This is a genomic window from Dermacoccus nishinomiyaensis (genome assembly GCF_900447535.1).
Classification (GTDB): Bacteria; Actinomycetota; Actinomycetes; order Actinomycetales; family Dermatophilaceae; genus Dermacoccus; species Dermacoccus nishinomiyaensis.
Genome location: NZ_UFXX01000002.1, coordinates 253,933 through 280,581, shown reverse-complemented (window position 1 = coordinate 280,581; position 26,649 = coordinate 253,933). Strand labels below are relative to the sequence as shown.

Below are 26,649 nucleotides of genomic sequence, written 5' to 3'. Positions count from 1 at the left end.
GTGTCGGCGACCCAGGTCAACGGCGTCGACGAGTTGCACGACGGCTCCCCAGCACACCCCTTCGTCACCGCTGTCCTCATCGCGCGGGACGCCCATCAGCCCTGGCTCGACGCCACCGTCACCGCCGTCTGCGCGCAGACGCGCCGCCCCGACCGCCTCGTCATCGTCGACGGCAGCGCCGCCGGACGCGTGCGCGGCACCCTCGACGCGATGACCCGCGAGCGCGCCGACCTGCGGGCGCTCGACGTCACCGTTGTCACCGCCTCGCACGACGAGGCGTTCGCCGCGCTCGTCGACCGCGCCGTCCAGGCGCTGCCCGCACGCTCCAGCGACCACGTCGTCGCGCTACGCACCCGACGCCGTGCACGTCGCCGCGAGAGTCACCCGAACGACCGGTACAACTGGCTCTGGTTGCTCCACGAGGATTCGGCGCCGCTGCCGACGGCCCTCGCCGCCCAGCTGAGGGCGGCCGGACGCAGCGAACGACTCGGCATCCTCGGCTGCAAGATCCACGAACTCGACCGCCCAGACCGGCTCGTCAACGTGGGCATCGACGTCACGACGAGCGGCCGTCACGTCGCGCGCACGCATGACGGCGAACTCGACCAGGGCCAGCACGATCTTCGCCGCGACGTGGTCGCCGTCGCGAGTTCCGGCATGCTCGTGCGCCAGGACGTCTATCTCGAACTCGGCGGATTCGACCCCGCCTTCGACGGTGACGGCGACGGGCTCGACCTGTGTTGGCGCGCCCACCTCGCCGGGCACGCGGTGGCCGTCATCCCCGACGCCGTCGCCCATCAGGATCTCGACGCGGCGCACCTGCTGCGCTCCATCGACGGGGGTGGCTCGCGCCCTACCCGCCGCGAGCGACGTGCGCTGTCGCGCCGTGCGGGTGACCCCGATCGTCCTGCGCCGCACTCGGCTGCGACGCTGCGTCGTCACCGTCAGGTGGCCCTCGCGCGCACACCGGCGTGGCGCCTGCCGTTCGCGATGGTCTGGACGACGCTGACGTCGCTGCTGCTCGCGCTCGCGCTGCTGCTCGTCAAGCGGCCGCGGCGTGCCGCGGCCGAGTTGGGGCAGGCGAGCGCATCCTTCGGCCTGGCCCGCATCTTCGGCGCGCGCCGGCGCTTCCGCGGCCGCGCCGTCGTCAGCACTGCGCAGTTGCGGTCGTTGTTCGTGCCCGCCTCCGTCGGCCGCGCCCGCGCGTGGGAGGCGTTCGTCGAGGCCGTCACGCCTAGCGGTTCGCGGACGGCCGGTGCGAGCCCGGCGTCGTCGGAGACCGGGCCCACGTCCTCGGACGCCGAGGACCTGACGGCTCCGCGCGGCATCGTCGCGCGCGGCCTGCGTCACCCCGGCCTGTGGTTGTTCCTGGCTCTCATCGCACTGAGCGCCGTGCTCGCGCGTCGCACGTTCGACACCGACCTGCTGAGTGGCGGAGCGGGCCTGGCGGGCGGCGCTCTCGAGCCGAGCTTCACTTCCGCGAGCGCGTGGTGGCACGCGTGGCGCGACGCCTGGCAGGGCGACGGGTACGGGCATCCCGCCTCGTCGGCGCCGTATCTGCCGTTCCTCGCGGCGGGCGCGTGGCTCGTCTCGGTGTTCCCGTGGACGGATGACGCCGCGAGCGCCCAGGCCGCGCTCACGTGGTTGTTCCTCGCCGCGCCCGTCCTGGCCGGCCTCGCCGCCTATTGGGCCGGCCGCGTCGTGACGCGGCGTCCCTGGCCGCGTGCCGTCGTCGCGTTGCTGTGGGGCAGCGCCGCGCCGCTGACGGGGGCCATGGCGGACGGGCGTCTGGGCGCCCTCGTCGCCGCGATCATGGTGCCGTTGACGCTGGCCGGGTTGGCCGCGATCGCGCGTCGCTCGGGCGGCGCCGGTGCGGTGGCCGCATGCGCTCTCGCCGCGACCGTGCTCGTCGCGTTCGCCCCGCCCTTCCTGCCGGCGCTCACTGTCCTCCTGCTCGTCATCGTCGTGTTCGGTCGCCGCGCGGCGAAATGGCGGGCGCTTGCCGTCGCCGTCCTCGTGCCGCTGCTGCTGGGGCACTGGAGCGTCGAGGTGTGGCGTCACCCCGCCCGGCTCGTCGCCGGCCCCGGCACCCTCACGCAGGAGGCGGCCACCGACCCCGTCGCGATGCTGTTCGCCCACCCCGGCGGGCCCGGGTCGACGCCGCTCGTCCTCGGCATCCCCGTGCTGCTCGCGGGGCTGTTCGGCGCCGTGCGCGGACGCTCGTTCGCCGCCGCGCGGTGGGTGCTCGTCGGCGGTGCCCTCGCGTCGCTGGGGGCGGCCATGATCGTGCCGCGCCACTCCTTCGGCGCGAACCCCGGTTGGCACGTGTGGGCCGGCCTGCCGCTGCTGGCCTTCGTCGCCTGCCTGCTCGCCCTCGCGCTCGTCGCGGCCGGCGAGACCACCGCTCCGCGTACCCGCCGCGCAGCGCGCGGCACCCCGCTGCGCTGGGCCACCGCGGGCACCGTCCTCGTCACCGTCGGGACGGCGGCCTGCGCGGCCTGGACGTCGCCGACGACCACGCGGTTGATGCGCGTCGAGGACCCGTTGCCGGCCATCGCCGCCCACGAGGCACACAGCGCCCGCGCGGCTCTCGTGCTCGAACTTCACGCGCGTGCGGACGCCGCCGACTTCACCGTCCGCAGCCGCGAGGCCGGGCTGCCGGCTGCCGACGCCGGCGTCCCGACGATGCGGACCCCCGCCGCCGTCACGCGGGCGATCGGGTCGCTGACGGACGCCACGGCCGATCGATCCGACGCGGCGCGCGCGCTGCGCGAAGCCGGCGTCGCGTACGTGAGCGCAACCCAGGAGCCCGGGGCACGCTCGCTCGAACTCGACGGCGTGGACGGCCTCACGCCCATGGCGAGCACCGCCGGCACCTCGCTCTACCACGTCGACGGAGAGGGCGCCGAGCGCGCCGCCCGCGTCGTCGTCACGGACGGCGAGAATCGCACGATCGTGCCCGTGAGCGGCGACCATGCGCGCGTCTCGACGACGCTGCCCGCGGGCGCTGCCGCGCGACGCGTGGCCGTCGCGGCTGGGCCGGGCTTCGCCGAGCACGCGAGCGTGACGCTCGACGGCCGCCCCCTGCGGCACGTCGCAGGCGACCTGCCGACCCACGAACTGGGCGCTGCGGGCGGTCGTCTGGAGATCGATCCCGGGACGGCGTGGCGCGGCTGGCGCTGGGCGCAGCTCGGCCTGTTCGGTGTCGTCGCGTTCCTCGCGCTGCCGTTCGGAACGCGGAAGAAGGAGCGCGCATGAGCCGTTCGCGCACGAGTCGGCCACGCACGTGGGGCGCTCAGGGGTGGATCCGCGCCGGCGTCCTTGCCGCCGGGACGGGCGCCGTCGTCCTGGCAGCGCAGGCCGCGCCCGTCCACCCGCCGAAGGCAGCGGCGCCGACGGCCCGCGCCGCCGCGATGCCCGTCGACGCGGCGTCGCTCGTGTGCCCGGGCGGCGAGGGCAAGGACGCGGCGACGCTGGCGCTCGCGTCGGCGCCGATGCAGCTGTCGTCGATGCTCGGCGGCGGGGGGCAGCTGCAGGTGAACGAGGCGGGTCACAGCTCAGCCGTGACGCTCGCGCGCGGCCACAGCATGACCCGCACCTGGAAGAACGGGCCCCTCGACGTCGTCGCGCGAGGCGCCTCGGCGCCCGGCATCACGGCAACGCAGTTCCACGAGGCGAACGGCGCCGTGAGCGCGCAGGCCTGCACCCAGGCCACGGCCGAGGCGTGGATTCCGGTGGGGGACAAGCAACCCGGCAGGCTGCTCACCGTCACCCTCGTCAACCCGGGCGCACGCGCGGGGTCCGTCGACGTCGACGTCCGCGCGGCTGACGGCGCGCTCGACTCCGCCGCGATCGCCGACAAGGCCGTGCCCGCGCATGGACGCGTCAGCGTCAACATCCCCGCGGACGCTCTCGCGCACGCTGCGGTCGTCGTTCACGTCCGTAGTGAGGATGGTGCGGTCGTCGCGAGTGTCCGCGACCGCGTCGGCGAAACCGAGCGCAAGGGCGACGACGTCGCCGCCCAGTACGCACCGCCCGCGCCGGTGCAGGAGATGCCCGGCGTGCCGGTCGTCGACCGCTCCGTACGTGTGCGTCTCGCGGCGCCAGGCTCCCGCGCGGCCGTCGTGCGCCTCCAGGCGTCCGGGAAGGACGCCGGTGACGTGAGTGAACGCGTCGTGACGGTGCCCGTCGGGCGCAGCCTCGACGTCACGCTCGACGGCATCGACGACGACGTCGCCGCGGTGCGCGCGAGCTCGCAGGAGAACATCATCGCCTCCGCCTTTGCGTCCTCGGCGTCCAAGAAATCGCGCGACTTCACCTGGGTGCCCGCCGCCCCGGCGCTTGATGCCGCAGCCGGTGCCAGTCTCGACGGGGCGCGCCACGCCGGCCGACTCGTCGTCATGGGCGAAGGGAGGGCGACGTCGGTGACGCTCGTCGTCAGCGATCCGTCCGGGAAAGCGACGCGCCGACGTCTCGACGTCCCGGCGAACGGCTGGGCGAGTGTGGACGTGCCGAAGAACGCCACGGTGTGGCTGCTGCGAGATGACGGATCAGCGGACGCCGCGCCCGTCCACGCCGCGGTGCTCGTCCGCGATGTGGGCGCCGATCAGCCGGTGACGAGCGTGCCGCTCGTGCCGACGCCGTGGCTGCGCGCGCCGGTCGAAGTCACCCAGCGCTGAGGCGCGAACCGCCGAGCCGCAGCAACTCACTCCCGAGCTTCCCCGACACCGAACCACGCCGCCGCCTGAACGCGGCGCGGCGTCCTACCGGTAGGTCAGTGTTCTTCGGCCGAGAGCCACTGCGCGTAGGTGCGTCCACCGATCTGTGTCTGCTCGCTCGGCAGATGCGCGCCGCGGGTGAAGGCGCGCATCGTCGCCCCGATCGTCGGCAGCGGGGCCGTGCGCGGCGCGCGTCGGCGATCGAGGTGTGCGGTGAGCGTCGCGATGTCGGCGAGGGTGAACGTCTCCGGCCCGGCGAGCTCCATCGGCGTGGGCAGGCTCGTGAGCAGCGACGCCACGTCGACGAGTTTCGTCGCCACCCAGCGCGGGTCGACGGGGCTCACCTCGATGTCCTCGACGGCGCCCAGGGCGCGAGCGCCCGCGCCGCGCACGAGCTGCGCGACGAACGGATGGAACTGGGTGGCGCGCACGATGCTCGCGCGCCCGTGCCAGGCCTCGACGACGTTCTCGGCGTCGGCCTTCGCCCGGTAGTAGGGGTAGGGGTTCTCGAAGCAGCCGACGATCGAGACGTGGACGAGGTGCGCGCTCGGTGCCCACGCGTCGAGCGCGTCGACGAGGCGTCTCGTGCCTTCGACGTCGACGCGGCGCGCGTCCTTCGGGTTGCCTGCGCAGTGGATGACGGCCTCGACGCCGTCGAGCGCCGCGTCGAGCCCGGCGCCGGTGCCGAGGTCGCCGGTGACGTGCTCGAGGCGCGCCGGGATGCCGGCCGCCGCCTCGGGCAGGTCGACGTCGCGTCGGTGCGTCAGCGCGCGCACGGGGATGGAGGAGGTGAGCAGCTCCTCGACGACGCAGCGCCCGAGCACCCCCGACGCGCCCGTCACGAGCACGGGTGCGCGCCCGGCGACGAGGATGTCGGCGGGCAGCAGCGGGGCGGCGGTGGGCGTCAATCTCATTGGTCGTCCTCGTCGAGTTCGCGCCCGAGCAGGGCCGCGATTTGGGTGGTGACGACGTGCTCGACGAGCAGGTCGCGTTCGTACAGGTCGGCGGAGCGCGTCTGGATCGGCAGGCGATAAATCACCATGCGCGCGCGGTGCTTGCCCTCGGCTGGGAAGGCGCGCCCGAGCGGCACGGCGTCCTCCCACGCGCTCGGATCGGACGGCGGCACCTCCTCGACGCCGATCTCGATGTGCTCCAGGCTCTCGCCCCAACGCGCCTCGAGCCGTTCGACGCTGCGCAGCACCGCCTCGTCGAACGAGCGCGCCCGCGACAGCATCGACGGCGTGGGCGGCCACGCGAGCGGCCCACGATGGCGGCGCCCGTGACGATCGCGCCGCGTCGGGGCGTCCCCGCGCGGCGCGCGTGGGGTGGGGCGAGGAGTCACCCGGCGAGCCTAACGTGGTGCCCGCCGTGGCGTACCCTTGTGCCTCGTGACGTTGATGCGACAGTGTTCCCGATCGGCCTGCTCCCAGCCCGCCGTGGCCACGCTGACGTACGTCTACGCCGATTCGACGGTCGTGCTCGGCCCGCTCGCGACATACGCGGAGCCGCACACCTACGACCTGTGCGCCGACCACGCGACGCGCCTCACCGCGCCGCGCGGGTGGGACATCGTCCGCCTCGTCGTCGACATGACGCCGCCCGAGCCGACGCCCGACGATCTCGTCGCGCTCGCCGAGGCCGTGCGTCAGGCGGCGGTACGCCCGGCGCCGGGGGAGCCCGAGCCGACGCGCCGTTCGACGCGCAGCGTCGCCGCGAGTGACCCGACGCTGCTGTCGGCGACGGAGCGCCGCCGTCACCTTCGGGTGCTGCCCGGTCAGACGCCCGCGGACGCGCTCTCTGACGCTTCCGATGACGACGACGCCGACGGGGGCCGGTTCGACAGGCCCTTCGACGGTCGGGAAGGGCCCTCGCGCCGGTAGAGTGAACGTCGTGACTGCACCCGCGCTCAACGACTTCATCAAGGCCTACGACGTGCGTGGCCTCGTGCCCGACCAGCTCTCCCCGCGCGTCGCCCGCGAGCTCGGCGCCGCGTTCGCGCAGGTTGTCGTGCGCCCCGAGGGCGCGAACGCCATCGTCGTCGGGCACGACATGCGCCCGAGTTCTCCAGAGCTGTCGCGCGCGTTCGCCGACGGCGCCGCCGCGTACGGCGTCGACGTCACCCTCATCGGGCTGTGCTCGACTGACGGGCTCTACTTCGCCTCCGGTGCGCTCGATCTGCCGGGCGCGATGTTCACCGCGAGCCACAACCCGGCGCAGTACAACGGCATCAAGCTGTGCCGCGCGGGCGCTCGCCCCGTCTCCCTCGAGACCGGTCTCGCCGAGATCCGCGACCTCGCGCAATGGGCGCTCGATCGCGGTCAGGGTGTGCCGTTCGACGGCCCGGCGGGCAGCGTCACCGAGCGCGAGATGCTGCGCGAGTACGCCGAGTTCCTGCGCGGTCTCGTCGACCTGTCGGGCGGACGCCCGCTCAAGGTCGTCGTCGACGCGGGCAACGGCATGGGCGGCCACACCGTCCCGGCCGTGCTCGGCACCGACGCGGGCCTGGCGCAGCTGCCGCTCGACATCGTCCCGCTGTACTTCGAGCTCGACGGCACGTTCCCCAACCACGAGGCCAACCCGCTCGAGCCGGCCAACCTCGTCGACCTGCAGCAGGCCGTCGTCGAGCACGGTGCCGACATCGGCCTCGCCTTCGACGGCGATGCCGACCGCTGCTTCGTCATCGACGAACGCGGCCAGCCCGTCACGCCGTCCGCGGTGACGGCGCTCGTCGCGGAGCGCGAGATCGCGAAGGAGGTCGCGCGGGGGGCCGCAGCGGCCGACGTCAAGGTCGTCGCGAACCTCATCTCGAGCCGCGCCGTCGGCGAGGTCATCGCCGAGAACGGCGCACAGCCGGTGCGCACGCGCGTCGGGCACTCGTTCATCAAGGCGCAGATGGCCGAGCACGACGCCGTCTTCGGTGGCGAGCACAGCGCGCACTACTACTTCCGCGACTTCTGGTTCGCCGACACCGGCATGCTCGCCGCGATGCACGTGCTCGCGGCGCTGGGGGAGCGGGACGCACCGTTGTCGCAGCTCGTCGCCGCGTATGCGCGCTACGAGGCGTCGGGGGAGATCAACTCGACGGTGAGCGACGCCGCCGCGGCCACGGGCCGCGTGCGCACGTGGGTCGCGTCGCAGGGCGAGTTCACCGAGGACGCGCTCGACGGCGTGACGTTCGTCCACGAGGGCGCGGGGGAGAGCGATCCGATGTGGTGGCTCAACCTGCGCGCGTCCAACACCGAGCCGCTGCTGCGCCTCAACGTCGAGGCCGCCGACACCGCCACCATGGAGCGCGTGCGCGACGCCGCGCTCGCCGCCGTCCGCGAAGGAGAAGCTCAGTGAACGACGACAAGAGCCGCCGGCCCCTGACGATCGACCCGTGGCTGCGCGAGATCCTGCGCTGCCCCGTCACCGGCACCGAGCTGGAGGACGCGAGTGACGCCTCGGGCGCGCCCGTCCTCGTCAGCACCGGGGTCGACGCAGAACGCGGCGGGCGCCTGCAGTACCCGATACGCGACGGCATCCCCGTCCTGCTCGCCGACGACGCAAGCGTGCTGCCCGCCTGACGCTCGCGCGCGGTCATCGACCGCGCGGCCCGCGAACACGCTCGACGTGAGCAACGACGGCGGCGTCGCCGCGCCCCGAATGTCTGAGACGAACCCCCGAGCCGAGGAGAAGTCATGGCCCATCTCGACGAGAGCTGGCTCGACGACGCCGGCCACCTCGAACGTTGCGACTCACGCGGATCGCTGCGTGCGCTCGCCACGGCGGGCGCGCAGGTGCGTGAGGCCCTGACGCTCGCGCGCGAAGCGGGCATCGACGACGTCGCCGGGTACGAACGACCGCGTTCGGTTCTCGTAGGGGCGCTCGGCGGGTCGGAGCGCGTCGGCGATGTGTTGCAGACTCTCGCGCAGCCGAGTTCGCCGGTGCCCGTCATGACGCGGCGCGACGTGCCGCTGCCCGGTTGGGTCGGGCCGCTCGACCTCGTCATCGCGGTCTCCTTGTCCGGGCGCGCTGAGGGGCCGCTCGCACTCGCTGCGGAGGCGGCACGGCGGGGCGCGTCGCTACTGACGGTCGGTGCCGACGACTCGCCGCTCGCCGACGTCTGTGCCCGCGCTCGCGGCGTGCACATCGGTGTCGGCCGCGGGCGGGTCTCGAGCCGGACCTCGCTGTGGTCGCTGCTCACCCCCGTGCTCATGGGCGCCCGTCGGTTGGGGCTGGTCGACGTCAGCGACGACGACCTGCTCGTCGCCGCCGCGATGCTGGATGCCGAATCGGAGACGCTGCGACCGTCGTCGGAGCACTTCGTCAACCCGGCCAAGCTCGCCGCGCTCCAGCTCGCCGGGACGGTGCCCGTCGCCCTCGCCGACGGCCCTGTCGCGGCGCTCGCGGCGCGTCGGGCCTCGTCGATGTTCGCCCGCACGGCGCGCGTGCCGATGACGTGGGGTGAGCTGCCCGACGACGCGGCCGACCTCGTCGCGACGCTCGACGGCCCGTTCACTGCCGGCGCGGGGGAAGGCGCCGTCTCCGCGCCGGACGACATCTTCGCCGACCCGTTCCTCGACGCCCCGCGCCAACCGAGCCTCGGGTTCCTCACGCTGCACTCGGACGCGACGGGCGGGTCCGGCGCGGCGCGTGACGGAGCCGATGGCTTCTTCGTCAGCGATGCGCCCGGCGGAGCGAGTGGGCTGGGCGGCAACGGCACCGGTGGCGTGGGAGCACTGGCCTGGGTCGCGAGCGGCATCCAGGAGAGCGCTCGCGCGGCGGGAGCTGTCGTCGTCGAGATGCATCCCGACGCCGGCCCGGCCATCGCGCGGGCCGCGCAGCTCATGCACCGCGTCGACTTCACTGCGACGTACCTCGCGCTCGGGCAGGGCCTCGACCCCGCAGTCTCGCGTCACGTCACCGAACTGCGCGACCGGCTCGGCCGCTGACGTCCGAGCGCGCGGGCTCGCGGTCAGACCCATATGCCCGAGGCGCGGCCGACGAGGCGGAGTGCGGCCTGCGACGGGCGCATCCTCCCGTCCCGTCACTGGGTAGGCTGAGTGGTATGAACACCGCTGCTTCGTCCTCATCAGGCTCCCCGTTCGACCGCGCGCACGTCGCGTCGATCGTCGACCACACCCTGCTCAAGCCGGAGGCGACGCGCGCGGACGTCGACGCCCTCGCCCGTGAGGCCGAGGCGCTCGGCGCGTACTCGATCTGCGTGTCGCCGTCGATGCTCCCCGTGGAGACGAGCGTCAAGGTTGCGACGGTCTGCGGGTTCCCCAGCGGCAAGCACACGAGCGCCGTCAAGGCCGCAGAGGCCGCAGAATCCGTGGCGCGGGGGGCTGACGAGGTCGACATGGTCATCGACGTGGGCGCCGCGAAGGACGGGCGTTTCGACGACGTCGAGGCCGACGTGCGGGCCGTGCGCGAGGCCACCGAGGGCCGCGTGCTCAAGGTCATCATCGAATCCGCAGCACTGAGCGATGACGAGATCGTCGCCGTCTGCCGTGCTGCCGTCGCGGCGGGCGCGGACTTCGTCAAGACGTCCACCGGCTTCCACCCCGCCGGCGGTGCGAGCGAGCACGCCGTCCGCCTCATGCGCCAGACCGTCGGCCCCGACATCGGCGTCAAGGCCAGCGGCGGAATCCGCGACGCTGCCGCCGCCCACGCGATGATCGCGGCCGGTGCCAGCCGTCTCGGCCTCTCGGGTACTCGGGTGGTTCTCGACGGGCTCGACGGCGACGCCACCGGCGCGGACGCCCCGCAGGCCGCGGCCGGTTACTGACCCGCCGCGGCCAGTACGTCAGGCGTCACGCCATGCCTGAAGCGCCCGAACTCCGACCGCGCTCGCGCGAAGGGTGACGTCTCGCTGCGGTTGAGCCCAGCCCGTCAGGGCGTCACAGCCGCGCGACGGTTCGGCACGCGCCACACGACGGCCGTGCCGCCACTGCGCATCGCGCGGATGACGCAGGTGCCGCCGAGTCGCTCGGCCCGCGCGACGAGGTGGGCGATCCCCGAGCGTCGTTCGAGGTGCTCGGGCAGGCCGCGTCCGTCGTCGGTGACCTTGACGAGCACCTCGTCGCCGACGTCGAGCACGACCCGCACGGCGCTCGCGTGCGCGTGCCGCGCCGCGTTGCTCAGTGCCTCACGCATCACGGCGAGCAGGTCGGTGACGAGGGCGTCGTCGAGCGTCCAGTAGGCACCACTGACGCTGACGCTCGGCGCGAATCCGAGGGCGTCCTGCGCCTGCGCGGCGAGCTGGTCGACGGTGTGCGCGAGCGCCAACGCGGCGCCACCGGTGTGCAGGTCGAAGATCGCGCGGCGCACGTCGGTGACGGTCTCGTCGAGGTCGGTGATGACGGCGTCGAGCTTCTCGACGGCGACCTCGTCGTCGATGCGCGGCAGCGCACTCTGCACGCGCATGCCGGCGGCGAAGATGCGTTGGATGACGTGGTCGTGCAGGTCCTGCGCGATGCGGTCGCGATCTTCGAGGATGGCGACGCGTTCGGCCTCGGCGTGCCGGTAGGCGAGCAACGTCGCGACCGAGAGTCGGTCCGCGATCGTCTGCCCGATGGCCTCCATGGGTTCGGGGTCGAGCGAAAGCGTCGGGCGGTCCCAGGCGAACAGCAGCAGCTCCGGGTTCTCGCCGTCACTGGCGAGCGGCACGACCATCGCGCAGCGCATGCGCTCGTCGACGAGGCGCGCCGCGACGTCGTGCGTGAAGAATCGTGCGCGCGGCGCGAGGAGCAGTTCTTCGGCGAGGTCGCCGAGGCGCGCTGCGCTGCGGTGACCCGGCACGTGTTCGACGTGGTTGGCGGTGAGGATCGAGTCGAACCGCGCGACGACCTGCGGCCACGCTTGCGCCGGCGGCAGTTGCGAGAGGAGCTGCGCGGCCTCGGCCGCCGCGCGGTGCCAGCGCTCGCGGGCCCCCGCCTCGGCGAGCGTCCGAGCGTGCGCGATGGCGGACGCCGCGGCCGACGCGAGCGCCTCGAGCACCCGTTCGTCGCGGGCGGAGAACTCCTCGGCGTCGCGCTTGTTCGTCAGGTAGATGTTGCCGTAGACCTGCCCGCGGATGACGACGGGGCAGCCGAGGAACGACGACATCGGCGGGTGGTGCTCGGGAAAGCCGACGCTCGCCTCGTGCGCGGCGATGTCGGGCACGCGCAGCGTGTGCGGGTGGGCGATGATCGCGCCGAGGACGCCCTCGCCGTGGGGGCCGTCGCCGATGAGTGCGGCCGTCTCGGCGTCGATGCCGTGGATGACGACGTCGTCGAAGCGCCCCTCGGCGTTGAGCACGCCGAGCGCCCCGTACTGGGCGCCGGTGAGTTCCGCTGCGGTCTCGACGAATCGGCGCAGCAGTGGTTTGAGCTCGAGATCCTTGCTCAGTTCGATGACGGCGGCCAGCAGAGCCTCGTCAGGCTCGTTCGGCAAGACCGGATCGAAGGAGCGGATCGACGCGGTGACCATGCGCCGATGATAGGCACTCGACGCTGAACAGAGCCTCCCGCGTCGGCAGGACGACATCGCCGCGCTGCGGTGCATCCGACGTCGAGCGAATGGCGAGCGGGCCGGTGACGCTGATCGACCAGCACGTTCCGTCGATGAGCGCCTCGACCTGCACGGCCGCGATGTCGCGTCGCTGCGCGCCGCGTGTGACGCTCGGGTGGGCCGTCTCGACGACGACGTCGCCACCCGTAACACGCACGCCACAGGGCATGACGAACGGAAGAGCACCCCGCGAGACGCTGACGTGCGCCCGACCGGTCCGTCCCATGGCATCGAGCATCTGCTCCGGTGTCGGTTCGCTCGGTGAGGGCATGCTTCATCCTCACCCGCGCCTCACCGCAGCGCCCGGGGACCTTCGTCCTCACCTGCGCGCCGGTGATGTGGCAGGAACCTCCTGAGCTGACGCGGCGTCAGCGCCGTGTTTTGTGCATGGGCGTCGACATTCGGCTGCGTGACGACGGTGATCGGGACGCGCTCGTGCGGCTGCTGTGCGAGCAGCAGCCGGTGTCGGGGTATCCGGTGCGGTGGCCGCTGCCCGGGCCGGTCGAGGGCTTCATCTTCCGCGATCGTGACGAGATCGCGTGGGTGGCGTGTGACGCCGACGCGGCTGACGGGCTGGAACGAGACCAGGGTCAAGTCCGTCATGCGCCCATCCTGGGGGAGCGCGCGGCGCGAACTCAACGCAGCGGCCACAATGGGGTCATGACTGTGCGCGTGTATCTGCTCGACGACCACGAGATCGTCCGTCGCGGCCTGGCCGAGTTGCTGGCGTCATCGGGGCGCTGCGAGGTCGTCGGCGAGAGCGGCAGCGCAGAGGAGGCGACGCGGCGCATCCCGGCGGCGCGCCCCGACGTCGCCATCCTCGACGGCCGGCTGCCAGACGGCACGGGCATGGAGGTGTGCCGCGCCGTGCGCAGCGTCGACGAGAACATCCGCTGCCTCATCCTCACCTCCTACGACGATGACGAGGCCCTGCTCGCCGCGATCCTCGCGGGCGCGAGTGGGTACGTCCTCAAGCAGGTGCGCGGCGCCGACCTCATCGAGACGATCGAACGCGTCGCGGCGGGGGAGTCGCTGCTCGACACCGCCGACGCCGACGTCATCCGCGCGCGCCTGCGCGGTGACGGTGCCCTCGAGAGCCCCGAACTCGCCGCGCTCACCGAGCAGGAGAAGCGCGTGCTCGACCTCATCACGCAGGGGTACACGAACCGTCAGATCGCGGGGCGCCTGCACCTCGCGGAGAAGACGGTGAAGAACTACGTCACCAGCCTGCTCGCGAAACTCGGCCTCGAATCGCGCACGCAGGCGGCCGTCCTCATGGAGCGCCTGCGCCACCCGCACTGACGCCCATCGTTCGACGCCTCGAGGCTCGGGAGGCTCGCTCGCGCAGAGAGGTCCGTGAGAAGAAATGCCCGGCGTTCCGGGGTTGTCCCCGCCTGCGCCTAGGGTTGGGGCATGGCTCATTTCGACCTCGTCATCATCGGCACCGGCTCGGGCAACTCGCTCGTGACGCCCGACTTCGCCGACAAGCGCGTCGCCGTCATCGAGAAGGGTGTCTTCGGCGGCACCTGCCTCAACGTCGGCTGCATCCCGACGAAGATGTTCGTCCAGGCCGCCGAGGTGGCGCGCAGCGCGCGGGAGGCGTCGCGCCTCGGCGTCGACGCGCACGTCGATCAGGTGCGCTGGGACGACATCCGCGACCGCGTCTTCGAGCGCATCGACGCGATCTCCGCGGGCGGACGCGCGTACCGCGAGCGCGGCAGCGACGACGGCAACACGACCGTGTTCAGCGGCCACGCGCGCTTCACCGGCGACCGCACGCTGCGCGTCGAGGGCTACGACGAGGAGATCAGCGGCGACCAGATCGTCATCGCGACCGGCGCGCGTCCCAACATCCCGCCCGTCGTCACCGACAGCGGCGTGCCCTACGAGACGAGCGACACGATCATGCGCATCGAGAAGTTGCCGCGTTCGCTCGTCATCGCCGGCGCCGGGTACATCGCCCTCGAGTTCGCCCACGTGTTCTCGTCCCTCGGCGTCGAGGTGACGATGCTCGCACGCGGAAAGCGCGTGCTGCGCCACGCCGACGACGACGTCAGCCGCGTCCTCACCCACGCCGCCACCGACCAGTGGGCTCTCGAACGTGATGCGGTCATGGAGTCGATCGAACAGCGCGACGGGACGATCCGCGTGACGCTGAGAGGTGGGCGCGTCGTCGAGGGCGAGATGCTCCTCGTCGCCACGGGCCGCATCCCCAACACCGACGACCTCGGCCTCGAGAACACCCGCGTCGAGGTGCGCGACGACGGGCGCATCGTCGTCGACGAGTACGGACGCACGGGCGCTGACGGCGTCTGGTCACTCGGCGACTGCTCCTCGCGCTACCAGCTCAAGCACGTCGCCAACGCCGAGGAGCGCTGCGTCGCGCACAACCTCGTCCACCCCGACGACCTGCGCGCGTTCCCGCACGACGTCGTGCCGGCGGCGGTCTTCACGCACCCGCAGGTCGCCACCGTCGGGCTGACGGAGGACGAGGCGCGCGAGGGCGGGCACGCCATCACGACGAAGGTGCAGAAGTACGGCGACATCGCCTACGGCTGGGCCCTCGAGGACACGACGAGCATCTGCAAGGTCATCGCCGACAAGGCGACGAAGAAGCTGCTCGGCGTGCACCTCGTCGGCCCGGAGGCCTCGATCGTCATCCAGCCTGCAGTCCAGGCGATGTCGTTCGGGCTCACCGCCGACGAGATGGCACGCGGGCAGTACTGGATTCACCCGGCGCTCACCGAGGTGCTCGAGAACGCGCTGCTGGGGCTCGAATTCGACTGAGCCCCAGGATGCGCCCCGAATGAACCCCGGGGTGCGACGGCGAGACTGAGCCCCAGGATGCGCCCCGAATGAACCCCGGGGTGCGACGGCGAGTGAGCCCTGGCAGCGATGTCAGAGCGGCAGCGGCGTCCCGACCCCGGCGCGCTGGGCGGCCTCCTGTACCGCGACGGCCGCGGCAGCGTCCTGCAACCCGATCCCGACCGAGGCGTAGAGCGTCACGCGCGGGCGACGCTCACCGTGGGCGCCTGCGTCGCTGTCGGCGGCGCCGTGGTTGGTGACGCCGTTGTTCGAGGAGTCGTCGTTCCAGACGTGACGTTCTGCGTCATCGTCATCGGCATGTGCGGCGTCGCGCACGAGCACCTCGCCGAGCGTCTCGACGCTGCCGGTCTCGAGCACCCCGGCCATGAGGGCCGCGACGACGCACCCGTTGTCGGCCAGTGCCGTCTCGCGGTCGTCGACGACGACGCGTGCCTGAGCGACGAGGTCGCTCGGCACCTCGGATCGCTCGGCGGTGAACGAGCCCACGGAGATGACGAGGGCGCCGTCACGCACCCAGGTCGCCTCGAGCACGGGCGTCGTCGACGTCGTGCACACCGCGATGACGTCGGCGTCCGCGCACGCCTGCTCGACCGTGTCGACGAGTTCCATGTCGGGTGCGCCCTCGGGCCTCGTCGTATGCCAGCGCGCGACCAACTCGTCGGCACTCGCGCGGTCGCGCGCCGCGAGCCGGATGCGACCCACCGTGTGCTCACCGCCGACGGCGCACAACGCGTGCGCGTGCGCCTCGGCCTGCACGCCGCTCCCGACGATCGCGACATGAACACCGGTGCCGTCCCGGGCACCGACACCTGCGCCGTCGGCCACACGGACGTCGTCGCGCCCGCTCGAGTCAGGCGACCACAACGCCTCCATCGCGACGGCGCTCGCTGCCGCCGTGCGGCGTGTCGTCAGCGTCGTGCCTGCCATGACGCACGTCGGCACACCTGTCGTCGGGTCGAGCACCGTGACGAGCGCGTGCACCGCGGGCAGCCCCGCGTCGACGTTGCCGGCGTGTACCGAACCGAACTTGCTGACGGCCGGTGCGCTCGCCTCGGCCCGCGCGGCGTAGCAGAACGCGACGTCGTCGCCGCGCCCCGGCAGCAGCAGACGTGCGGGCAGCAGCGCCTCTCCGCGTCCGAGCGCGATGAACGCCGCGTGCTGCGAGGCGTGCGCGACGTCTGCCGTGAACGCTGCCCGGACGTCGGATTCGCTGAGGTAGAGCAGAGTCGGCGCGGCGGGTTCTTCGCTGGATCGAGGGGGTGTGACGGCGCCGTCGCGGTTGGCGGCGCGAGAGTCGCCACCTATTCTCGGGGGCATGAGTGACGAGAAGGAAGCCGGATCGGGCGGGCACAGCGGCAACAACACGGCGATCTTCGCCGCGCTGGCCGCCAATCTGGGCATCGCCGTCACGAAGATCATCGCGTGGTTGCTCACCGGCATGAGTTCGATGCTCGCCGAGGGCATCCACTCCGCCGCCGATTCGGGCAACCAGATCCTCCTGCTCATCGGCGGCAAGAAGGCCCAGAAGGACGCGGACGAGGATCACCCGTTCGGTTACGGGCGTGAGCGTTACCTTGCGGGCTTCGTCGTCAGCATCATCGTGTTCTCCCTCGGTGGCCTGTTCTCGCTGTTCGAGGCGTACGAGAAGTTCCATCAGATGCGCGAGCCCGGCGCGAAGCAGCCGTCGACGGACGAGGCCTGGTGGTGGGTGCCGATCGTCGTGCTCGTGCTGGCGATCCTCATGGAAGGCCGTTCCCTCATGACGGCGGCCAAGGAGGCACGCGAGCAGAAGGGCGAACAGAGCTGGGGGCAGTTCCTCAAGTCGGCGAAGAGCCCCGAGTTGCCCGTGCTCCTGTGCGAGGACTCGGCGGCCGTCACCGGTCTCGTCTTCGCCCTCGTCGGCGTCTCGCTCGCCCTCGTCACGCAGAACGGCATCTGGGACGCCGTGGGCGCCGGCCTCATCGGCATCCTGCTCATCCTCGTCGCGATCTTCCTGTTCCGTGAGACGAAGTCCATGCTCCTCGGCGAGGCGGCGACCCCCGAGACGGTGCGCGACATCCGACGTGCCATCGAGTCGGCGGACGGCGTGAACCGCGTCATCCACATGAAGACGAGCCACCTCGGCCCCGAGGAGTTGCTTGTCGCCGTCAAGTTCGCCGTCGACAAGAGCGACACGGGTGAGGAGATCGCCCACGCCATCGACATGGCTGAACAGGCGGCACGTGCCGCGAAGCCCGACATGAAGTTGCTCATGTACCTCGAACCCGACATCGACCTCGGGCGCGTCGGCAGCCGTATCGGGCACCGCTCGTCCGCGGTGCACACCGACCTGCCCGACGAGCGGGTGAACGACGGCGGCTCCACCCAGCACGGTGCGACGCGCATCGAGGGCTGAAGCTCGGAGTCGATAGCTTCCCTCAGCGTATTTCGTGAGCCTCCCAGGTTTCTCTAGGCTGTGCGCATGATGCCCGCCGCTCCGCACCCGAGGCCTGACGCCATGCCGCCGTCGCACCGAAGCACGCAGGTGCGCTGATGGCGGGCGGACTGTTCGCACTGCTCGACGACGTTGCCGCGCTCGCGCGCATGGCTGCGGCGTCCGTCGACGACGTCGCCGCCGCTGCCGGCAAGGCGAGCACGCAGGCCGTGGGCGTCGTCGTCGACGACACGGCCGTGACGCCGCGCTACGTGCAGGGTCTCGCCGCGGAACGCGAGCTGCCGATCATCGCGAAGATCGCGAAGGGCTCGATCCGCAACAAGCTGCTCATCATCCTGCCCGTCATCCTCGTGCTGTCACAGTTCTTGCCCATCGCGGTGACGATCCTGCTCATCCTCGGTGGCCTCTACCTGTCCTACGAGGGCGCGGAGAAGATCCATCACGCCCTCGCGCACCGCCGCGCCCACCGCGAGGAGACCCCGGCCGAGCACCTGGCCGAGGACGTCGCCACCGAGTCCGTCGACGAGAACAAGGTCATCGCCGAGGCCGTCCGCACCGACCTCATCCTGTCGACCGAGATCATGGTCATCTCGCTGCAGACCGTCGATCACGAACCCTTCCTCACCCGCACCATCGTCCTCATCGTCGTCGCGTTCCTCATCACCGCGCTCGTCTATGGCGTCGTCGCACTGATCGTCAAGATGGACGACGTGGGCCTGCACCTCGTCGAGTCGGGCAAGAACGAGAAGCTCGGCCGTGGACTCGTGACGGCGATGCCCAAGGTGATGTCGTTCCTGTCGACGCTGGGCGTCGTGGCGATGCTGTGGGTCGGTGGGCACATCCTGCTGGCGAACTCCGCCGAACTGGGCTGGCACGCGCCGTACGACGCCGTCCACCACGTCGAGCACGCCGTGGCCGACGCCACCGGAGCGCTCGGGGGAGTGCTCGCCTGGCTGACGAACACCCTCATCAGCGCCATCGTCGGCGTCCTCGTCGGTCTCGCCCTCGTGACGCCCGCGCTCGCCCGCCGCAGCGGCGAGGTGGCCGCCGCGCACTGAGCGATGCGGCGCCCCGGGCGGCCTGTCAGTGATGGCGGATAGACTGACGAGCACGCGTTCGGCGTGGGTGATGACCCATGCGCGAAGCAGCCCAGAGGGGCGCGCCGGCGACGCCTGATCGAGAACGTCATTCGACAACCGAAGGGAACGACATCCCCATGTCCTTCGACTACAAGATCCGCGACATCAGCCTCGCCGAGGCCGGCCGCCACCAGCTGCGCCTCGCCGAGCACGAGATGCCCGGCCTCATGAGCCTGCGCGAGGAATACGCCGAGTCGCAGCCGCTCGCCGGCGCCAAGATCGCCGGCTCGCTGCACATGACCGTCCAGACGGCCGTCCTGATCGAGACCCTGACGGCGCTCGGCGCCGAGGTCCGCTGGGCGAGCTGCAACATCTACTCGACGGACGACGCCGCGGCCGCCGCCGTCGTCGTCGGCCCCGACGGCACGCCCGAGGACCCGAAGGGCGTCCCCGTGTTCGCCTGGAAGGGCGAGAGCCTCGAGGAGTACTGGGCCTGCACGAACGAGATCCTCACCTGGTCCGGTGACGACGCCCCCAACATGATCCTCGACGACGGCGGCGACGCCACGATGCTCGTGCACAAGGGCACCGAGTGGGAGAAGGCCGGCCAGGTGCCGCCCACCACCGAAGCCGACTCCGAGGAGTTCAGCGTCTTCAAGGCCCTCGTGCGCTCCACGATGGCCGACGACCCGCAGAAGTGGACGAAGGTCGGCGAGCGCATCAAGGGCGTCACCGAGGAGACGACCACCGGCGTGCACCGCCTCTACGAACTCGCGCGCGCGGGAGAACTGCTGTTCCCGGCGATCAACGTCAACGACTCCGTGACGAAGTCGAAGTTCGACAACAAGTACGGCACCCGCCACTCCGTCATCGACGGCCTCAACCGCGCCACCGACGTCCTCATCGGCGGCAAGGTTGCCGTCGTCGCCGGCTACGGTGACGTGGGCAAGGGCGTCGCCGCCGCCCTCGCCGGACAGGGCGCCCGCGTCGTCATCACCGAGATCGACCCCATCTGCGCGCTCCAGGCCGCGATGGAAGGCTTCCAGGTGACGACGATGGACAAGGCCTGCGAGTACGGCGACATCTTCGTCACGACGACCGGCAACTTCGACATCATCACCGCCGACCACATGGCACGCATGAAGAACAAGGCCATCGTGTCCAACATCGGCCACTTCGACAACGAGATCGACATGGCCGGCCTCGCCAAGATCCCCGGCATCGAAAAGGTCGAGATCAAGCCGCAGGTCCACGAATGGACGTTCGACAAGGGCGCCGACGACGAACGCTCCATCATCGTGCTGTCCGAAGGCCGCCTCATGAACCTCGGCAACGCCACCGGCCACCCCAGCTTCGTCATGTCCAACTCGTTCGCCAACCAGACGATCGCCCAGATCGAACTGTGGACCAACGGCAACGCCTACACCGACAAAGGCAAACCCCTCGTCAAGACGCTCCCCAAGCACCTCGACGAAAAGGTCGCCCGCGCCCACCTCAACGCCCTCGGCGTCGAACTCACCGAACTGCGCAAGGACCAAGCCGAATACATCGGCGTGGACGTTGCCGGCCCGTACAAGCCGGAGCACTACCGCTACTGACCGCGCGCAAGCGCGCGTCAGTAGCGGGAGTGCTCCGGCTTGATTCTCTCTGGCGCGTCTTGTGGCCGGGCCCTGGCGGGCCCGTCTCACTGCGACACGCGGGCCGTCCACGTTGCGACGTGGTACGGCCCGCAGGATCCGGAACGTGCCGATGCTGGCCGGCTCGCAAGCTCGCCGGTCCAGTCTCGGCGCGTTCCGGCTCCGATCCTGTTCGCCGCGTCTTCCGGCTCGGCCCGGGGGGCCTCGCTCGGTGCGACACGGAGGCCGTCCACGTTGCGACGTGGTGCGGCCCGCGTGGCTGTCGCCGTTTCAACCGTGCGCGCGGGGTGTGCACACCTGCCATTTACAGTCACATTCGCGAATCCTGTCCACCTTCGCGACAATCGGTGGATGTCAACCTGTGGTGAGTCACTCAGGGCCGGGATGGTTGATTCCGGCCCACGCTTTCGGGGCGGGCACTGGCGCGCGGTGGCCGCGGAAACGTTCGGGGTGACGCGCCTGGTAGTAGGCGAGGCTGACTTGGCGGCGAGCGTGCAGCATCTTCCACGACCCGTCGTGCACCTGCGCGGGCGTGTACAGCGCGATCCCACTGTGGTGGTGGGCATGGTTGTACCAGTGCACGTGCTGCGCGACGTACGTGCTCGCCTCCACCAGCGACGCGAACACGCCCGGATACGACGCCCGATTCTTCAGGGTGCGGAACTCGGACTCGATGTACGGGTTGTCGTTCGACACCCGCGGACGCGAGTGCGACACCTCGATGCCATGTGCCGTGAGGAACTCGTTCAGCAGGTTCGAACGCATCACCGCGCCGTTGTCGGCGTGCACGACCTGCGGCACGCACCCACCCTCCGCCGCGATCGCGGCCATGAACAACGCCATCGCATCAGCAGTGCTCTCACGCTGGTGCACACTCGCGACGATCACCTTGCGGCTGAAGATGTCGATGATCGCGTACGCCTTGAACGCCACACCCCGAAACGCGGTGGGCAGGTCGGTGATGTCCCACGCCCACACCTGGTTCGCGCCAGTCGCCAACACCTGCGGTTTCACCCGCGCCACCGCCCGCTCACCCGCCGCGCCCGACTGCTCGACTGTGGCCTGCTCGACTGTGGCCTGCTCGCGGCGCACGCGCGCGGCGATACGCCACCACGAACGCAGACTCGCTTCCATGAAGCCCTCGTCCCACGCCTTCGCGAACGCGCCCGCGACACCCAAACCGCCCGTGCGCCCCGCACTGATGAAACCCGCGACCCGCGCGCACACCGACGCGCTCAACCTCGCTGGCTGCTCCCGCTCACGCTGCGGCACAGGCGATACCGCCGCAGCAACGTCACGGCCATGGTGGTGGCGGGCGTGCCACGTGCCACGCGAGACACCAGCGACCTGCAGCGCACGGCGCTGACTGAACCCCGCCAGCGCGCTCAGGTCTCGGATGAGGTCGTTCTCGGCTGCGATGAACGCTCGGGTGGCGTCGTCGGGGGCGTATCGGGCTCGTGCGCGTGCCAGTGTTGCAAGAGCCCGATAGCTTTTCCCAGCGACTCGTTCGCCTGACGTAGCCCGTCAGCCTCGGTCCGTAGCCGCGCGACTTCCGTGGCGTGGCGGCGTTCTTGCGCGGCGAGTTGTTCTTCCAGCCGGCGCATCTGATCAGAGCGAATATGGTCCATCGAGCCACCCTGACGCGGCGTGAGGCCACGGTCAAGATCACCACGGACATACTCACTACGCCAGCGACGTAACTGACTCGCCGTGAACGGCTGCTGCGCCAACCACGCCGTTTTCTGCCCGAACGCCAACCCCAGATACGTCACTACCGCATCCCGCTTTTCCTCGACCGTGAACACCACGCCTCCTCAACACAAGTGACTCACGACCAGGCTGGCACTTAGGGAATCGTCCACCTGCGCGAATCACGTTCACGTTCGGTCAGACAGAACGCACGCGCAGGCAGAGTGGCAACGAACGTCCCCGGGGACGGCAGGACGCGCGAAGAGGTCCGGGGAGGGCCCGCGGGCATGTGTGACAATGAGCCGAGGACGGCGCCCCACCGGGCGCACGCGCCGCACGAAGGAAGGGGCCCCCACGTGATGAACCGTGTGCTGATAGTCGACGACGACCCGGCACTCGCCGAGATGCTCGGCATCGTTCTGCGCGGCGAGGGCTACCACGTCACCCACTGCGGCGACGGCACGTCAGCACTCGCCACGTTCCGCGACGCGAAACCCGACCTCGTCCTGCTCGACGTCATGCTGCCCGGCAAGAACGGCGTCGAAGTGTGCCGCGCCATCCGCGCCGAATCCGACGTCCCCATCGTCATGCTGACCGCCCGCACCGACACCCTCGACGTCGTCGCCGGCCTCGAAGCAGGCGCCGACGACTACGTCAACAAGCCCTTCAAACCCGCCGAACTCGTCGCCCGCGTCCGCGCCCGCCTGCGCCGCGGCGACGCCGAACCCGAAACCGTCACCATCGGCGACCTGACGATCGACCTCGCCGCCCACTCCGTCACCCGCGACGGCACCCCGATCTCCCTCACTCCCCTCGAGTTCGACCTCCTGCTCGCCCTCGCCCGCAAGCCATGGCAGGTGTTCAGTCGCGAAGTGTTGCTGGAACAGGTCTGGGGTTACCGCCACGCCGCCGACACGCGCCTCGTCAACGTGCACGTCCAGCGCCTGCGCGCCAAGGTCGAGAAGGACCCGGAGAGGCCCGAGATCGTCGTGACCGTGCGAGGTGTGGGATACAAGGCCGGTGCCAGCACACCCGCCACCTGAGGCACCCCGCAGCGTCCTACGACGCGCCTACGACGCGTCCCGCCGCGCAATCAGGCGCCTCGTCGCGTTCTGCGTGCGCAGCTGGCGACGCAGCCTGCACGTGCGCGTCATCAGCCTGACGATGCTCATGGGCCTCACCGTCGTCATCGCCGTCGGATCCCTCATGTACCAGGGCATCGCCGACGGGCTCGTGCGCAGCAAGACCGCGTCCGCGCAACAGATCGCGCTGAGCGAGACCGCTGACGTCCAGAGCGCGTTCGACGCGACCGACAAGACCGACATGACGACGCTCTACAACCTCTCGCGTGACTCCGTGCAACGCATCGCGAGCCCGCTCGACGACTCCGCGCGCCTCGTCATCCTCATGCGCGCCAGCGACAACACGCGCCCCGGCATCCCCCTCGTCGCGACGGCCCGTGCGCGCGGCTTCACCCCACCCGCCGACGTGCGCGGCGCCCTCGCCCGCGACCCCGCGCATCAGCAGACGAAGATCATCTCCCTCGACGCGACCGGCCGCCACATCCCCGCCGTCATGGTCGGCTCACGCGTCAGCATCCCCAACGCCGGCGCGTACGACCTGTATCTCATCTTCCCGATGGACAAGGAAGCCGACTCGCTCAGCATCGTGCGCACCTCGTTCGCCGCCGGCGGCCTCGCGCTCATCCTGCTCCTCGGCGCCTGCGCCTACCTCGCGACGCGCCTCGTCGTGACCCCCGTCCGCTCCGCCGCGCACGTCTCCGAGCGCCTCGCCGCCGGCAACCTCGACGAACGCATGCCGGTGCGCGGAGAGGACGACATCGCGCGCCTCGCGACGAGCTTCAACGCCATGGCCTCGAGCCTGCAACGTCAGATCGGCCAGCTCGAGGACCTGTCGCACCTGCAGCAACGCTTCACCTCCGACGTCTCGCACGAACTGCGCACACCGCTGACGACGATCCGCATGGCCGCCGACATGATCCACGACTCACGCGGCGACTTCGCGGCGCACGTCGCGCGTTCTTCCGAACTGCTGTCGAAGGAGCTCGACCGCTTCGAGTCGCTGCTCGCGGACCTGCTCGAGATCAGCCGATTCGACGCCGGCGGCGCCGTGCTGAGCCGCACACCCACGTCGATGCGCCAGCTGTGCGCCGAGGTGAACGACATGCACGCGCAGCTCGCCGACAAGCTCGGCTGCCGCCTCGTGCTCGACGCGCCGAACGACGTCACGATCGACGTCGACCGCCGCCGCGTCGAGCGCATCCTGCGCAACCTCGTCGCCAACGCCATCGAGCACGGCCAGGGCCAGCCCGTCGTCGTGACGTTGCGCGCCAACTCGACTGCCGTCAGCGTCAGCGTCCGCGACTACGGCATCGGACTCAAGGAGGGCGAGGCGGACAAGGTCTTCGACCGGTTCTGGCGCGCCGACCCCGCCCGCGCCCGCACGACGGGCGGCACGGGCCTCGGATTGTCGATCTCTCTCGAGGACGCCCGCCTGCACGACGGTTTTCTCGAGGCGTGGGGCGCACCCGGCGAGGGCTCCTGCTTCCGGTTGACGCTGCCGCGCGTGCAGGGCGTCGCCATCGCCGCGAGTCCGGGCCCGCTGCAGCCCGGCCTCACCGCGAGGACGAAACAGATCTCGAGCGGCACGATGCGCACCTCCGACGGCGGGGCACGCCTCGCGTCGGGCTACCCGGTCGCGATCGATGCGAAGAAGCGCTCGAACGCGCTGCCCCAGGTCATCGACGGTGAGGGCGCCGTCGACGCCGAGGACCCACGATGAGCCCGCGACGCAGGCCGCCGCGCGCCCTGGTGGCCGTGGCTGCCGCGGCGAGCGTGTTCGCGACCGCCGGGTGCGTCGGGTTGCCCTCGACGTCGAGCGTCGCGCCGGGCAAGGCCGTCGACGCGAAGGACGACAGCGAACCGCTCGCCGTCGAGCCGCTGACGGCGTCGGCCTACGACGATCCGCGCCAGATCGCGACTGGTTTCCTGCGCGCCCAGATGTCCGCGCACGACGACTACCAGGCTGCCCGCACCTTCCTCACCGGCGACGCGAGCCGTCGCTGGAAACCGGGCACCGCCGTCACCGTCTTCGCGGGCGACAGCGACATCACGGCCACCCGCCCCGACACGACGACGGTGCGTCTCAGCGTCCCCGTCGTCGCGACGATCGACGCCGATGGCCACCTCGTGCGCCAACCGTCGACGACCCGCCGCGACCTGCGCTTCACGGTGAGTTCCACGGCCGGGGGATGGCGCCTCAGCCAGGTGCCCGACGGGCTGGGCGTGTGGATCAGCAGCACGGACGTCGCGCGCCTGTTCAGCCGCGTCAACGTGTACTACCCGGCCGCCTACGGACGCTCGCTCGTACCCGACCCGCGCCTGCTGCCGCGCCAGGGTCTCGCGACGGCGCTCGCGCGCGCGGCGCTCTCCGCCCCACCGCAATGGCTGCGCCCCGCCATCGCGACGAGCCTGCCGACGGGGACGGCGCTCGCCGTCGACGCCGTGCCCGTGCGCGACGGCGAGGCGGACGTCGCGCTCTCGGGGCGCGCGAGCGCCGCCGACAACCCCGCGCGCGCCGCGCTGTGGGCGTCGGTGACAGCGACCGTCATGCAGGCGCGGAGGTGCGCTCGGTCTCGGTGCGCGTCGGCGGCGCGCGTCTGGAGACCGATAACCTGCCTGCTCAGGTGAGCGACCCGAGCCAGGTCGGTTACTCGATCACCGCCGACAGCCTCGACGAGGTCATCTCCCGCAGTGGCGCCTACCTCGCCTGGACGCACGCCCGGGCGAACGACTCCGTCTCGGGCACCGACGCCCGCGCGGCGCAGGGACGCCCCGTGCTGCCCGCGGTGCCGGCCGACTGGTCGTTGCTCGCCGCCGGCCAGGGCGGGCGGCAGATCGCGGCGATCTCGAAGGACCGCACGTCGGTACGACGCTGGCTCAACGGCACCGACGTCACCGTCCCCGATCTCGGAAACCAGCTCGTGCGTCCCGCGTTCGACAGCTCCGGATGGTTGTGGGTGGCAGGCCGCACGTCGTCGGCATCAACACCGTCGTCGCAGGCGTCCAGGTCGAAGAGGACAGGCGACACCTCGAGCGCCGCGCTGTGGGCGCTCGACACGACGTCGACCTCGCCGACGCGAACACCCACAGCCCTCGACGTCCCGTGGCTCGGCGCGTCCTCCGTCACATCGCTCAGCGTGTCGCCCGAGGGCTCCCGCGTCGCTCTCACCATCCGTGACGGCGACGACGCGCGCGCCGTCGTCGCAGCCGTCGAACGCGACGAGCGCGGTCGACCTGTCTCCCTCGGCCCGGCGCACGACATCGCGCCGGGCGTGCACGACGTCAAGGACGTCGTGTGGGCGGACGGCACGTCCCTCGCCGTCCTCGGCACGAGCGACGGTCTCCTGCAACCGACCCTCGTGCCGCTCGACGACGCCCCGGTGCCCCTCGGCGGCGTCACGGGCGCGAGCAGCCTCGTGTCTACTCTCGACGGGCGAAGCGGCCTGTTCGTGCGAACCGACGCGAACACCGTCTTCACGCGCCAGGGCTCCTCGTGGAGCAGTTTCCTCACCCGGGGCGACCTCATCGCCCCGCGATCCTGACACCCGTCTCCGCTTGGGACGCCGTCGTTCGGCGCGCGCCGAACGTGCTCGTCGCTCTGGATGAGGTGGTCGAAAGCGCGCCGGACAGCGTGGGCCGAGACTCCGT

The 26,649-nt window shown here is 71.4% G+C and carries 23 protein-coding genes and 1 pseudogene; 16 read left to right on the top strand and 8 right to left on the bottom strand.

The features are described from left to right. Together DYE07_RS13115 and DYE07_RS13110 are read left to right on the top strand one after the other, a co-directional pair. The gene (locus tag DYE07_RS13115) at window positions 1–3,258 is read left to right on the top strand and encodes a glycosyltransferase (RefSeq protein WP_172463026.1); all 3,258 of its coding nucleotides are present in this window, start codon (window positions 1–3) and stop codon (window positions 3,256–3,258) included. Beyond that, window positions 3,255–4,679 carry a DUF5719 family protein gene (locus tag DYE07_RS13110; protein WP_062258058.1) on the top strand — a complete coding sequence of 475 codons (1,425 nt, stop codon included), beginning with the start codon at window positions 3,255–3,257 and terminating at the stop codon, window positions 4,677–4,679. Before DYE07_RS13115 ends, DYE07_RS13110 begins: the two co-directional genes overlap by 4 nt. Window positions 4,680–4,774: 95 nt before the next feature. Here DYE07_RS13110 and DYE07_RS13105 read toward each other — a convergent pair whose 3' ends face one another. Next, on the bottom strand, window positions 4,775–5,632 hold the full coding sequence (locus DYE07_RS13105; RefSeq protein WP_081873698.1) for an SDR family oxidoreductase: 858 nt from the start codon (window positions 5,630–5,632) through the stop codon (window positions 4,775–4,777). Next, window positions 5,629–6,060: a metallopeptidase family protein gene (locus DYE07_RS13100; RefSeq protein ID WP_006944419.1), complete on the bottom strand. Its 432-nt coding sequence runs from the start codon at window positions 6,058–6,060 to the stop codon at window positions 5,629–5,631. Before DYE07_RS13100 ends, DYE07_RS13105 begins: the two co-directional genes overlap by 4 nt. A 46-nt stretch (window positions 6,061–6,106) precedes the next feature. Here DYE07_RS13100 and DYE07_RS13095 point away from each other — a divergent pair. The 5 genes and pseudogenes from DYE07_RS13095 to deoC all read left to right on the top strand — a co-directional run. Then, window positions 6,107–6,487: pseudogene (locus DYE07_RS13095) on the top strand (DUF3499 domain-containing protein); the annotation flags it as partial. A gap of 121 nt (window positions 6,488–6,608) precedes the next feature. Beyond that, a complete protein-coding gene (locus tag DYE07_RS13090; RefSeq protein WP_050786465.1) occupies window positions 6,609–8,060 on the top strand; it encodes a phosphomannomutase/phosphoglucomutase in 1,452 nt (483 codons plus the stop codon). Further along, window positions 8,057–8,284, top strand: coding sequence for a Trm112 family protein (locus DYE07_RS13085; protein WP_006944432.1), 228 nt, complete (start codon window positions 8,057–8,059; stop codon window positions 8,282–8,284). The genes DYE07_RS13090 and DYE07_RS13085 overlap by 4 nt, the downstream gene beginning before the upstream one ends. Before the next feature lie 114 nt (window positions 8,285–8,398). After that, on the top strand, window positions 8,399–9,652 hold the full coding sequence (locus DYE07_RS13080; protein ID WP_006944416.1) for an SIS domain-containing protein: 1,254 nt from the start codon (window positions 8,399–8,401) through the stop codon (window positions 9,650–9,652). A gap of 116 nt (window positions 9,653–9,768) precedes the next feature. Then, the gene (deoC, locus tag DYE07_RS13075; RefSeq protein ID WP_006944421.1) at window positions 9,769–10,491 is read left to right on the top strand and encodes a deoxyribose-phosphate aldolase; all 723 of its coding nucleotides are present in this window, start codon (window positions 9,769–9,771) and stop codon (window positions 10,489–10,491) included. A gap of 104 nt (window positions 10,492–10,595) precedes the next feature. On the opposite strand, the gene DYE07_RS13070 is transcribed toward deoC, so the two are convergent. The 3 genes from DYE07_RS13070 to DYE07_RS14570 are packed head-to-tail and all read right to left on the bottom strand — an operon-like array spanning window position 10,596 to window position 12,857. Next, window positions 10,596–12,173, bottom strand: a complete 1,578-nt coding sequence (locus DYE07_RS13070; RefSeq protein WP_172463025.1) for a GAF domain-containing sensor histidine kinase — start codon at window positions 12,171–12,173, stop codon at window positions 10,596–10,598. After that, window positions 12,121–12,525: a hypothetical protein gene (locus DYE07_RS14840; protein ID WP_006944433.1), complete on the bottom strand. Its 405-nt coding sequence runs from the start codon at window positions 12,523–12,525 to the stop codon at window positions 12,121–12,123. Before DYE07_RS14840 ends, DYE07_RS13070 begins: the two co-directional genes overlap by 53 nt. A gap of 20 nt (window positions 12,526–12,545) precedes the next feature. Beyond that, complete coding sequence (locus DYE07_RS14570; RefSeq protein WP_131941318.1) at window positions 12,546–12,857, bottom strand: hypothetical protein; 312 nt, start codon at window positions 12,855–12,857, stop codon at window positions 12,546–12,548. 57 nt (window positions 12,858–12,914) lie between these two features. Here DYE07_RS14570 and DYE07_RS13065 point away from each other — a divergent pair, with 57 nt between their 5' ends. Then, entirely contained in the window at window positions 12,915–13,556 is a 642-nt protein-coding gene (locus DYE07_RS13065; protein ID WP_040014450.1) for a response regulator, read from the top strand. Between the two features lie 111 nt (window positions 13,557–13,667). Beyond that, complete coding sequence (gene mtr, locus DYE07_RS13060) at window positions 13,668–15,041, top strand: mycothione reductase (protein WP_006944436.1); 1,374 nt, start codon at window positions 13,668–13,670, stop codon at window positions 15,039–15,041. A gap of 111 nt (window positions 15,042–15,152) precedes the next feature. On the opposite strand, the gene DYE07_RS13055 is transcribed toward mtr, so the two are convergent. After that, a complete protein-coding gene (locus DYE07_RS13055; protein WP_115297237.1) occupies window positions 15,153–16,397 on the bottom strand; it encodes an ornithine cyclodeaminase family protein in 1,245 nt (414 codons plus the stop codon). On the opposite strand from DYE07_RS13055, the gene DYE07_RS13050 reads away from it, so the two are divergent. The 3 genes from DYE07_RS13050 (at window position 16,396) to ahcY (ending at window position 20,191) form a co-directional block, all read left to right on the top strand. Beyond that, window positions 16,396–17,475 carry a cation diffusion facilitator family transporter gene (locus DYE07_RS13050; RefSeq protein WP_115297236.1) on the top strand — a complete coding sequence of 360 codons (1,080 nt, stop codon included), beginning with the start codon at window positions 16,396–16,398 and terminating at the stop codon, window positions 17,473–17,475. The genes DYE07_RS13055 and DYE07_RS13050 overlap by 2 nt on opposite strands. Before the next feature lie 137 nt (window positions 17,476–17,612). Next, entirely contained in the window at window positions 17,613–18,572 is a 960-nt protein-coding gene (locus DYE07_RS13045; RefSeq protein WP_115297235.1) for a DUF808 domain-containing protein, read from the top strand. 158 nt (window positions 18,573–18,730) lie between these two features. Next, window positions 18,731–20,191: an adenosylhomocysteinase gene (ahcY, locus tag DYE07_RS13040; protein ID WP_074040674.1), complete on the top strand. Its 1,461-nt coding sequence runs from the start codon at window positions 18,731–18,733 to the stop codon at window positions 20,189–20,191. A 408-nt stretch (window positions 20,192–20,599) separates the two neighbouring features. Here the strand turns inward: ahcY and DYE07_RS13035 are convergent, their stop codons facing one another. Further along, window positions 20,600–21,469 carry a DDE-type integrase/transposase/recombinase gene (locus DYE07_RS13035; RefSeq protein WP_131941356.1) on the bottom strand — a complete coding sequence of 290 codons (870 nt, stop codon included), beginning with the start codon at window positions 21,467–21,469 and terminating at the stop codon, window positions 20,600–20,602. Window positions 21,470–21,615: 146 nt separating this feature from the next. Further along, entirely contained in the window at window positions 21,616–22,038 is a 423-nt protein-coding gene (locus tag DYE07_RS13030) for a hypothetical protein (RefSeq protein WP_074041356.1), read from the bottom strand. A 237-nt stretch (window positions 22,039–22,275) separates the two neighbouring features. Between DYE07_RS13030 and mtrA the strand changes: the two genes are divergently transcribed. From mtrA to DYE07_RS13010, 4 genes are all read left to right on the top strand, one after another. Continuing rightward, window positions 22,276–22,962, top strand: coding sequence for an MtrAB system response regulator MtrA (gene mtrA, locus DYE07_RS13025; RefSeq protein ID WP_115297234.1), 687 nt, complete (start codon window positions 22,276–22,278; stop codon window positions 22,960–22,962). 100 nt (window positions 22,963–23,062) lie between these two features. Continuing rightward, window positions 23,063–24,721 (top strand): MtrAB system histidine kinase MtrB, encoded by a 1,659-nt coding sequence (gene mtrB, locus DYE07_RS13020; protein ID WP_237723750.1) that lies wholly within the window; start codon window positions 23,063–23,065, stop codon window positions 24,719–24,721. Further along, window positions 24,718–25,629: an LpqB family beta-propeller domain-containing protein gene (locus tag DYE07_RS13015; RefSeq protein ID WP_147286941.1), complete on the top strand. Its 912-nt coding sequence runs from the start codon at window positions 24,718–24,720 to the stop codon at window positions 25,627–25,629. Before mtrB ends, DYE07_RS13015 begins: the two co-directional genes overlap by 4 nt. Then, complete coding sequence (locus DYE07_RS13010) at window positions 25,626–26,543, top strand: LpqB family beta-propeller domain-containing protein (RefSeq protein WP_172463024.1); 918 nt, start codon at window positions 25,626–25,628, stop codon at window positions 26,541–26,543. Before DYE07_RS13015 ends, DYE07_RS13010 begins: the two co-directional genes overlap by 4 nt. The last annotated feature ends 106 nt before the right edge of the window (window positions 26,544–26,649 follow it).